The sequence below is a fragment of the Piscirickettsia salmonis LF-89 = ATCC VR-1361 genome (assembly GCF_000297215.2).
GTDB lineage: Bacteria > Pseudomonadota > Gammaproteobacteria > Piscirickettsiales > Piscirickettsiaceae > Piscirickettsia > Piscirickettsia salmonis.
Window position 1 is genome coordinate 1,572 of record NZ_AMFF02000010.1, and the last position, 9,204, is coordinate 10,775.

Below are 9,204 nucleotides of genomic sequence, written 5' to 3' on the forward strand. Positions count from 1 at the left end.
CTTGTGCGGTCAAATCAAATAGCTTTTGAAGAGCTTAGGCGATTAAAATGTTTATGACCTGTGCGTAAGGTGAGATACTTACTCGTTTGACCAAATAAAGGAGATATTTTCACAAGCAGAGATTACCATCACTCCTGATGATTACTTTAATCAAAATGATATTACAAAATATGGCTCAAAAAGAAGTTTTGTTGATGAAATATTTGATAATAAAGCTGCCATGCTATTTAGTCATTCCCTTAGAGATGAGCCAAGAAAAAATGTCCTTTTTACGCAAACATTTTCACACCATGATTTCCCACAACTAATTCATCTTGACAAAAATACACTTTTTTTAATACAAGAAGCTGGAGTAAGCTATGACGATGCTTGGCTATCAATTGAAGAAAGTCTTAACATTCGAGAAAACCTTCCAACTATGTTCTTTAATACCCGGAACAATGACGCTCCCGAGCATGCAGCAAAAGAGCAAAAAGAACCAGACTGCAATTAGCTTCAGCAGCTCAAAGTCGATTTTTCCACACAATTAAATGATAAATACCCAAATCAAAAACTATAAAAAACTTTGCATGGCCGTTTATCATTAATAATCCCCTAATTAGGACTAAGATGCGTCAATTATGAAAAAAACCATAATTGAAACTGTTCTTAGTACAAAGCCAGATAAAAGCAAAAATAGCCTCACTGTACAGTCAAATGTATTCTGTAAATTCCATAGAGCTATAAACTATAAGAAAGATCCCGTGTTGCAAAACCTTTTATCTGCCCAGTATAATTTTTTGCCAAGCCCATCACTTTAAACATCTCCCCCATTTCTGTTGGTAATGTTAACTGCTTAACTTGCTGAGTTAGCTTTAATTGTTTCAATGAATCTTGCTCTTTTTGTAGCTTTTCTTCAATGCAATTTAATAAGCCTGCATTTAATAAAAAGTTAGCCTGGGTATTAAAGCCAACAAGACTAAACCCTGCCTGATCAGCTGCGTTAGCCACTTCAGTAAAATTGACATGGCTGGTAATATCTTGCAGCCCTGGATAAGCAAATACCTCTTGATGGACACGGTGGCGATAAAAAGCACGCAAGGTACCATCCATACGCTCTGGATGAAAAACCTCGCAAGCACTACCACCATAGTCAATCAATAGTACCACCCCTTCAGCCATCGCATGATATAGCCCAGAAAGCCAGGGCTTCAATGCCACATTTAACTCAGCCTTTGTGCCATCAACTAACTTATAATTCATAATGCATTGATCAAGCTCAGTTTGGACAACAGATTGTTCACGCCCCATTGCTTGCCAACAAAATTGGTTCTTATCTAAGCCAACCCCTAACTCAACCGCCTGCTGATTAATTACTTCAAATACATGGACCGGCATTGCATCCAGTACCTCATTGGCAATCACAACACCATTAAAATGCTCTGGCCAGGTACTTAACCATTCAACCCGCGATACAATAGTTTCACCTAATTGAGCAAAACATTCACGCTGGCGCTCTATTAAGTCAGGACTGAGCTCTAAAATAAGGTACTTTTCAGGCAATTGATTAAGCTCTGCAAGCTTACTTAACAATCCACAAGCAAGTGCACCACTGCCAGCACCAATTTCTAGTAAGGTACGCTCTTTTTGCTCAAATACACTTAAAATTTCCAGCGCTTGCAAAGCCAAGGTCTCAGAAAATAAAGAAGATAGTTCAGGTGCAGTAATAAAATCCCCCTCAGCACCAAACTTACGGCTTCCTGCCATGTAATAGCCCAAGTTAGGCGCATATAAAACATACTCCATAAAGCGCTTAAACGACAGAGTACGATCAGGCTGGAGATTAATTTCATGCTGCAATAATTGTACAAGCTTTTGACTGTGAGCCACCTGTTCTGCACTTGGCTTGGGTAATTCAGCCAATTCTTTTACTAGTTTTTCACCTGATTGCATACGCACCGCCTCTCACATTCATTCAATAATTACCCTAAACAACAATATAATTCACTATAACGATATAATTTACTACCTATAATACAATTTAATTCTGTAAATTCTTTAAATATCAAAACTTATAATCACTCAAACTCAAACTAAAATAGTAACTCGCTAAAAATAACTTAAGCTCTCATAAATTCCAGCGATTATTTTCCTTTATCTCTCACCCAGTAAACGCCAGCACAGTTATCAACAATATAAATCTTGAATAAAGACACCATCCACGCTAAGCTCCTAAATTATTCAGATTAAACTCGACCCTTAAAACAATACATTTAAATTTATTACAGGAATAATTAGTCACTATGTTTATTGGTATCGCCCTTGTTATTTTTGCCTACCTGCTCGGCTCAATTTCAACCGGCATTGTAACCTGCAAGCTCATGGGATTACCAGACCCAAGAACCGACGGCTCAGGCAACCCCGGTGCCACCAATGTACTGCGCGTTGGCGGTAAAAAGGCAGCGATAATTACATTGGTTGGCGATGCACTCAAAGGCATTATCCCCGTTGCACTCGCTCATGCTTTAAACCAACACACTCTGCTGGGGCACACCCTTCAACTCACAGAAGCAGGTCTTGGCATCATCGCTTTTGCAGCTTTTTTTGGTCATCTTTACCCCATCTTCTTTAAATTTCAAGGCGGCAAAGGGGTAGCAACGGGCTTTGGCGCAGTGATCGCCTTAAGCTGGCCTCTGGGCCTCACTCTATTAATCACCTGGTTAATCATGGCCTTTTTGTTTAGGATCTCCTCTCTCGCTGCCTTAACTGCTAGCGTTCTTGCACCTTTATACAGCTATTGGCTCGGTACCGAAGGCTATATTATGCCACTGATTATCATGGCCATATTTACCCTCTATCGCCATAAAGCCAACATTGTACGTTTAATTCACGGTGCTGAGCCAAAAATTGGTCAAAAAAACAGCGCTCCCTAAGCTAACCTGCCTTGCAATAGCTTACTTTAAAGTCAGCATGTGAGTAGATTATACCGCAACCAACTCTGTTAACGGCCAACGCGGGGTAACTTTTAAAGTACTTTCACCCAACTGGCCTGCTTTTAGACGCTGGCACCCTGCATAAGCAATCATCGCACCATTATCCGTGCATAGTTCATGACGTGGATAATAGACGTCAAAATTACTTTGCTCACTGGCTTTTTTAAGAGCGACTCGCAGCTGCTTATTAGCACTCACCCCACCGGCCATCACCAAACGTTGCAAGCCTGTTTGCCTTAACGCACGCTGACACTTAAATAACATCACATCAACAACCGCCTCTTGAAAGGCATGCGCCACATCAGCCTTGACCTGAGGATCGTTATGACCATACTTTTTCAGAGTATTCAAAGCAAAGGTTTTTAAACCGCTGAAACTAAAATCTAAGCCAGGTCGATCACACATCGGCCGTGGAAAGATAAAACGCCCTGGCGTGCCTTGCTCTGCCAATTGCGATAAAGCTGCTCCCCCTGGATAGCCTAATCCAAGTAGCTTCGCCGTTTTATCAAACGCTTCACCCACCGCATCATCAATCGACTCTCCCAATAGTTCATACTGGCCTATTGCCGTCACTTGCACCAAAAGACTATGTCCACCTGATACTAATAAAGCTAAAAATGGAAATTCAGGTTGTTTTTCTTCTAACATCGGTGCAAGTAAGTGCCCTTCCATATGATGAACTGCAATAGCCGGCTTATCCCAAGCCAATGCCAACGCTTGCGCTACAGAGGCACCGACCAACAGTGCACCCACCAAACCCGGCCCAGCAGTATAAGCAATACCATCAATACTTTCCTGATGATTATTAGACTCTATCAGCAACTGCTGAATCATTGGCGCCAGCTTACGTACATGATCCCGTGATGCGATTTCAGGTACGACGCCACCATACTCAGCATGCAATGCCACTTGGCTATAAACTTCATGAGCAATCAAGCCCTGATCACTATCATAAATAGCAACCCCTGTCTCATCACACGAGCTTTCGATACCTAGTACACGCATAAAAATAACACTCTCGTTAATATTGATTTCATTTTTCTACGACTAATGCTTATATTATTTCTTTAAATGCAGCTATAATACCCAATACTCACCAGAGTACTAGATTAAAGTTGTATATTAGTTGCATTTTTTCCCAACTTGGGTAAAATGTCGCATCTGAATATTAATGATATTAATGTATCTACTATATGTAGTTATATAGTCTGATATAGATATTTATTGTGTAAGGGCTGAGGAATTTAATTTATGCCAAGCATTCGTGTTAAAGAAAACGAACCATTTGATGTTGCACTACGCCGTTTTAAACGTTCTTGTGAAAAAGCAGGTGTTTTGACTGAATTACGTCGTCGTGAGCACTATGAGAAGCCAACCACTGTACGTCGTCGTAAAGCCGCTGCTGCGGTTAAACGCCACATGAAAAAGGTGTCACGCGAAACTCAATTCCGTACACGTCTCTACTAAAATTTTTAATTTTAAGAGCAGATAGAACGACAACAAAGAAGGACCAGAGAGCATGTCAGAATTAAAGCTGCGCTTACAAGATGACATGAAAACGGCAATGCGCGCCAAACAAAAAGCACGGCTGATCACCATTCGTCTGATTCTTGCTGCAATCAAGCAAGTCGAAATTGATGGTCAGGCTGCTTTGAATGACGAGAAAGTCACTGTCATTTTGAATAAGCTAGTGAAGCAACGCAAAGATGCCATCACTCAATACCAAAATGCAGAGCGCTCAGAGCTTGCCGAAAAAGAGCAAGCTGAGCTTATGGTCATTCAAGAGTACCTGCCTGAAATGCTCAGCGACTTAGACGTTGACCAAGCCATCGAGCGTGTAATTAGTACAAGCGGTGCCACAGAGCCCAAAGATATGGGCAAAGTGATGGGAGCGTTAAAGACGGAGCTTGGCAGTCGTGCGGACTTTGCCAAGGTCAGCGCTAAAGTCAAAGCGCGTCTCTGTACCTAATTGAAACTAAAGTCGTCAAAGCTGATATAACCTCTCTTTATTTATTAAAGTGAGGTTATTGTCATTTATAGAGAGCACCATGGCCAAGCGAATTCCCAATGAATTTATCGAGGATGTGCTTACTCGAACCGATATTGTCGACATTGTCAGCCAACGTGTTCAACTTAAAAAAACCGGCAGCAACCACAGCGGCCTATGCCCCTTTCACAACGAAAAGTCACCTTCTTTTACCGTCAGCGCAACCAAGCAGTTTTATTATTGTTTTGGCTGTGGTGCCAGCGGCAATGCCATTAACTTTATTATCGAATATGAGGGTTTAGGGTTTCGTGAGGCGCTCAAAGAACTTGCCAACCCATTAGGCTTAACCCTGCCAGTTAGCGAACAAGATCAACGCCATGATCACTTAAAACCATTACTTACACTCATGGCTGAGATTAATGCACTGTATAAACACCAATTACGCCACACACCCAAGGCTATCGATTATTTAAAATCGCGCGGATTGTCTGGCGAGATCGCCCGTGATTACCAAATTGGTTATATTGCAAAGCGCTGGGATACCCTAACTCAACGCTTTCAATCACACAAAAAAGCTCTGATTACAACCGGCATGCTAATCGAGAATAAAGATCGGCTGTATGATCGCTTTCGCGGTCGCATTATGTTCCCGATTCGAAATACCCAAGGGCACATTATTGGCTTTGGTGGGCGCAGCCTTGGCGATGATAAGCCTAAATATTTAAACTCCCCAGAAACCCCACTTTACCATAAAGGCCGCGAGCTGTATGGCCTCTATGAAGCCCTAAGCTACCACAAAAAATTAGATGAAATTATTGTAGTCGAAGGCTATATGGACGTTATTGCTCTCGCCCAATTTGGTATTCGCAATGCCGTAGCCACCTTAGGTACCGCCATCGGCGCTTCACACTTACAGCTGTTATTTCGCCACACCCACACCATCACTTTCTGCTTTGATGGTGACCGCGCAGGCTTGACAGCGGCTTGGCGTGCACTTGAACACACCTTAAGCTTTGTCCGCGATAGCCGCACTGTGCGCTTTTTACTCCTACCCAAAGGCGAAGACCCTGACAGTTTAATTCGCCAACAAGGAACTTCTAACTTTCATCAAGCTCTAACCCAGGCACTACCATTATCAGTATTTATGATTCAAGAGCTTAAAAAAAATTTAAATTTAGGTACCTTAGAAGGGCGAGCCAAATTGGTTGAAAAAGCAAAGCCATTATTAGCACAACTGCCTGAAAGTGCATTTGCAACCATTTTATTCACAACACTTGCTGAAGAGGCCGGCATGCGTGTGGAGCAGCTCTATCAATTGCTCTATCAGACCAAGACACAATCCTCAGCGCCCACACCAGCTATTAAACACAGCACACAGGCAGTACCGTGCGAGGTCGATAGTGCCATTGCTCGCATGCTGACTTTATTAATGCACTTTCCAAGCTTAAGTCAAAAAATTGAGACCCGTCAGCAGGTCATACTACATATTCGTCATATGGCAGGTGGTGATCTTTTACAAGCAGTCCTTGAATTTTGTCAGTCACGCCCCTATGTAAACATGGGCATGGTCTTATCACAATGGTCCCACTGCCAAGAAGGTAGTTTGCTCGCACAATTAGCAGCCACTGACCCATTGATTGACAATGAATTACATGCACAAAATGAATTGCTTGATATAATACAACGTTTGTCAAATAAGTCGCAGGACCGACTTGCCGAGCAGTTGCTGATCAAAGCACAGCAACAAACGCTTTCAGCGCTGGAGAAAGAGGAACTCAAGCAATTGCTTGCAGGAAGCAAAGAATAAAAAATAAGGTTAAGCGGTGAAATACTCACCATGGTGTTAATAAAACATTTGACTCGCCAAAATGCAGTCAAACTAGTGTGTAGGGGTCAGTATGGATCAACAAGAAAAAAGGTCGCAGTTTAAAGAACTCATTGTTCGAGGTAAACAGCAAGGCTTTTTAACGTTTACAGAGGTAAACGATCATCTTCCGGATGATATGAGCAGCCCGGAAGAAGTTGAAGAGATCGTTGCAATGATTAGCGACATGGGCATCCCCGTCTATGAAACTGCACCCGATCCTGACAGCTTACTCATGAATGAGCATGCCAGCTCTGCCGAAGATGATGCTGACGATGCCGTTGCAGCGCTCGATTCAGATGCTGAGTTTGGGCGAACAACCGACCCAGTACGCATGTATATGCGCGAGATGGGCAGCGTTGAGCTATTAACGCGCCAAGGTGAAATTGAGCTGGCTAAACGCATCGAGGAAGGCGTCAAACAAGCCTTTGAGGCAATCGCCCATTACCCACAAAGCACAGCGATTATTCTTGAAGAATATGCAAGATTTGAAGCCGAAGAAATCCGTTTAGATGATATTATCAGTGGCTATATCACCGAAGAAGATGAAGCTCCGACAAGCAACATCGGCTCCATGCTTGATGATGCCAATAAAGCCGATGATAATTTTGAAGCCGCCTTGACAGAAGACGACAGTACTGATGACGGTGAGGGTGAGGATGACAATGAAGAAATCCCCGTCGATAACACATTGGATGTTGAGGAAGCGGCAGAGCGTTTTGCCGAGCTAAAAGCTGCCTATGATGCGGTTATACAGGTTCAGGAAAAACACGGAATTCATCATAAAAAAACACAACAGCGTTGTGAAGAACTGTCTAAAGTATTAATGACATTTCGCCTAAAGCCCAATATGATCGATAAAATCACCAACTACTTACATGGCTTACTCAGCCAAGTCCGCAAACATGAGCGTCACATCATGGCTTTGTGCATTAATCAAGCGAAAATGCCCCGCAAGCTATTTATTGATATTTTCCCAGGCAATGAAACCAATCTAGAGTGGATAGAGTATCAAATTAAAGCCGAGCAATCTTACTCTGAAGCACTACAGTCCCTGGCTCCAGAAGTCACTCGTGCACAGAAAAAGCTCATCTCTCTTGAACAAGAATCAAACTTTGATGTCACTGCAATTAAAGAAGTCAATCGTAATATTTCTATTGGTGAGGCCAAGGCCCATCGTGCTAAAAAAGAAATGGTCGAAGCTAACTTGCGTCTGGTCATCTCCATTGCAAAAAAATACACCAATCGAGGCTTACAATTTCTCGACCTCATTCAAGAAGGCAATATTGGCCTAATGAAAGCGGTAGATAAATTCGAATACCGCCGTGGTTATAAATTCTCAACGTATGCAACATGGTGGATTCGCCAGGCAATTACCCGCTCAATTGCTGATCAAGCGCGGACAATCCGGATTCCTGTACATATGATAGAGACAATTAACAAGCTTAACCGCGTCTCACGTCAAATGATCCAAGAACTCGGCCGTGAAGCGACTCCTGAGGAGCTTTCTGAACGCATGGAGATGCCAGAGCATAAAATCCGTAAAATCCTCAAAATCGCTAAAGAGCCAATTTCTATGGAAACACCGATTGGCGATGACGAAGATTCACACTTAGGTGATTTTATTGAAGATACCACCATGCAACTCCCCGTTGACTCAACCATGGGTGATGCGTTAAAGCAAGCCACCAGTGATATTCTCGAAAACCTCACGCCACGTGAAGCAAAAGTCCTTAGAATGCGCTTTGGTATCGATATGAATACTGACCATACGCTAGAGGAAGTTGGCAAACAATTTGACGTAACTCGCGAACGTATTCGCCAAATTGAAGCCAAAGCCTTACGTAAACTGCGCCACCCAACTCGCTCAGAAATTTTGAAGAGTTTTCTTGACTCAGAAGAATAACTTAGCTAGAATCTGAGCTCGCTTGATAAGCTCAAGCTTCCTGGGGGCCTATAGCTCAGCTGGTCAGAGCAGTGGACTCATAATCCATTGGTCGCAGGTTCAAATCCTGCTGGGCCCACCAAATTAACCTGACTTTAATTGATTAAGTCAGGTTTTTTTATCTCTTACTTTTATAGTCTTTTTCTAAAGCACTTAAGTATTTTCTCAAAAATAAAACCTTGAAAGATTAAGGTTAAAGCGGGGACATTTTGATAACGCCCTCCGTCATCTGAAGTGCAACACTCAGTAGAGAGTTCATATTCATACAGATAAACTCTCTAGTTCGCCTTTTGACTTAGAGGGTAGAGATGGTTTATCGGCACTTAAATGAAAAAGATCGTTTTTATATCGAACAACGGTTATCAGAGGGAGACTCGCTCAGATCAATTGCTAGAGCACTTGGCTTTTCTCCTAGCACGATTAGCCGTGAGATTAA

Annotated in this window: 8 protein-coding genes and 1 tRNA gene; 7 read left to right on the forward strand and 2 right to left on the reverse strand. The window is 42.4% G+C overall.

Translation table 11 applies throughout. The annotated features are described in order from the left end of the window. Positions 1-720: 720 nt before the first annotated feature. The gene (locus C200_RS00995; RefSeq protein WP_016211040.1) at positions 721-1,932 is read right to left on the reverse strand and encodes a class I SAM-dependent methyltransferase; all 1,212 of its coding nucleotides are present in this window, start codon (positions 1,930-1,932) and stop codon (positions 721-723) included. A gap of 350 nt (positions 1,933-2,282) precedes the next feature. Between C200_RS00995 and plsY the strand changes: the two genes are divergently transcribed. Then, a complete protein-coding gene (gene plsY, locus C200_RS01000) occupies positions 2,283-2,912 on the forward strand; it encodes a glycerol-3-phosphate 1-O-acyltransferase PlsY (protein ID WP_016211037.1) in 630 nt (209 codons plus the stop codon). Positions 2,913-2,960: 48 nt separating this feature from the next. On the opposite strand, the gene tsaD is transcribed toward plsY, so the two are convergent. Beyond that, positions 2,961-3,977 (reverse strand): tRNA (adenosine(37)-N6)-threonylcarbamoyltransferase complex transferase subunit TsaD, encoded by a 1,017-nt coding sequence (gene tsaD, locus C200_RS01005; protein WP_016211042.1) that lies wholly within the window; start codon positions 3,975-3,977, stop codon positions 2,961-2,963. A 246-nt stretch (positions 3,978-4,223) separates the two neighbouring features. On the opposite strand from tsaD, the gene rpsU reads away from it, so the two are divergent. The 6 genes from rpsU to C200_RS14700 form a co-directional block, all read left to right on the forward strand. Beyond that, on the forward strand, positions 4,224-4,439 hold the full coding sequence (gene rpsU, locus C200_RS01010; RefSeq protein ID WP_016211035.1) for a 30S ribosomal protein S21: 216 nt from the start codon (positions 4,224-4,226) through the stop codon (positions 4,437-4,439). Between the two features lie 52 nt (positions 4,440-4,491). Next, a complete protein-coding gene (locus C200_RS01015) occupies positions 4,492-4,941 on the forward strand; it encodes a GatB/YqeY domain-containing protein (RefSeq protein ID WP_016211043.1) in 450 nt (149 codons plus the stop codon). A 79-nt stretch (positions 4,942-5,020) separates the two neighbouring features. Next, positions 5,021-6,766 (forward strand): DNA primase, encoded by a 1,746-nt coding sequence (gene dnaG, locus C200_RS01020; protein ID WP_016211039.1) that lies wholly within the window; start codon positions 5,021-5,023, stop codon positions 6,764-6,766. Between the two features lie 91 nt (positions 6,767-6,857). After that, positions 6,858-8,729 carry an RNA polymerase sigma factor RpoD gene (gene rpoD / locus C200_RS01025; protein ID WP_016211036.1) on the forward strand — a complete coding sequence of 624 codons (1,872 nt, stop codon included), beginning with the start codon at positions 6,858-6,860 and terminating at the stop codon, positions 8,727-8,729. Positions 8,730-8,773: 44 nt separating this feature from the next. Continuing rightward, positions 8,774-8,850, forward strand: a tRNA-Ile gene (locus C200_RS01030). 226 nt (positions 8,851-9,076) lie between these two features. Then, positions 9,077-9,204 (forward strand): helix-turn-helix domain-containing protein (locus C200_RS14700; RefSeq protein WP_016209414.1); only part of this gene is annotated, 128 nt, incomplete at its 3' end.

Excerpts from the sequence above, each read along its gene's own strand:
- C200_RS00995 (WP_016211040.1), bottom strand. The coding sequence starts at position 1,932 with ATGCAATCAGGTGAAAAACTAGTAAAAGAATTGGCTGAATTACCCAAG.
- plsY (WP_016211037.1), top strand. The coding sequence starts at position 2,283 with ATGTTTATTGGTATCGCCCTTGTTATTTTTGCCTACCTGCTCGGCTCA.
- tsaD (WP_016211042.1), bottom strand. The coding sequence starts at position 3,977 with ATGCGTGTACTAGGTATCGAAAGCTCGTGTGATGAGACAGGGGTTGCT.
- rpsU (WP_016211035.1), top strand. The coding sequence starts at position 4,224 with ATGCCAAGCATTCGTGTTAAAGAAAACGAACCATTTGATGTTGCACTA.
- C200_RS01015 (WP_016211043.1), top strand. The coding sequence starts at position 4,492 with ATGTCAGAATTAAAGCTGCGCTTACAAGATGACATGAAAACGGCAATG.
- dnaG (WP_016211039.1), top strand. The coding sequence starts at position 5,021 with ATGGCCAAGCGAATTCCCAATGAATTTATCGAGGATGTGCTTACTCGA.
- rpoD (WP_016211036.1), top strand. The coding sequence starts at position 6,858 with ATGGATCAACAAGAAAAAAGGTCGCAGTTTAAAGAACTCATTGTTCGA.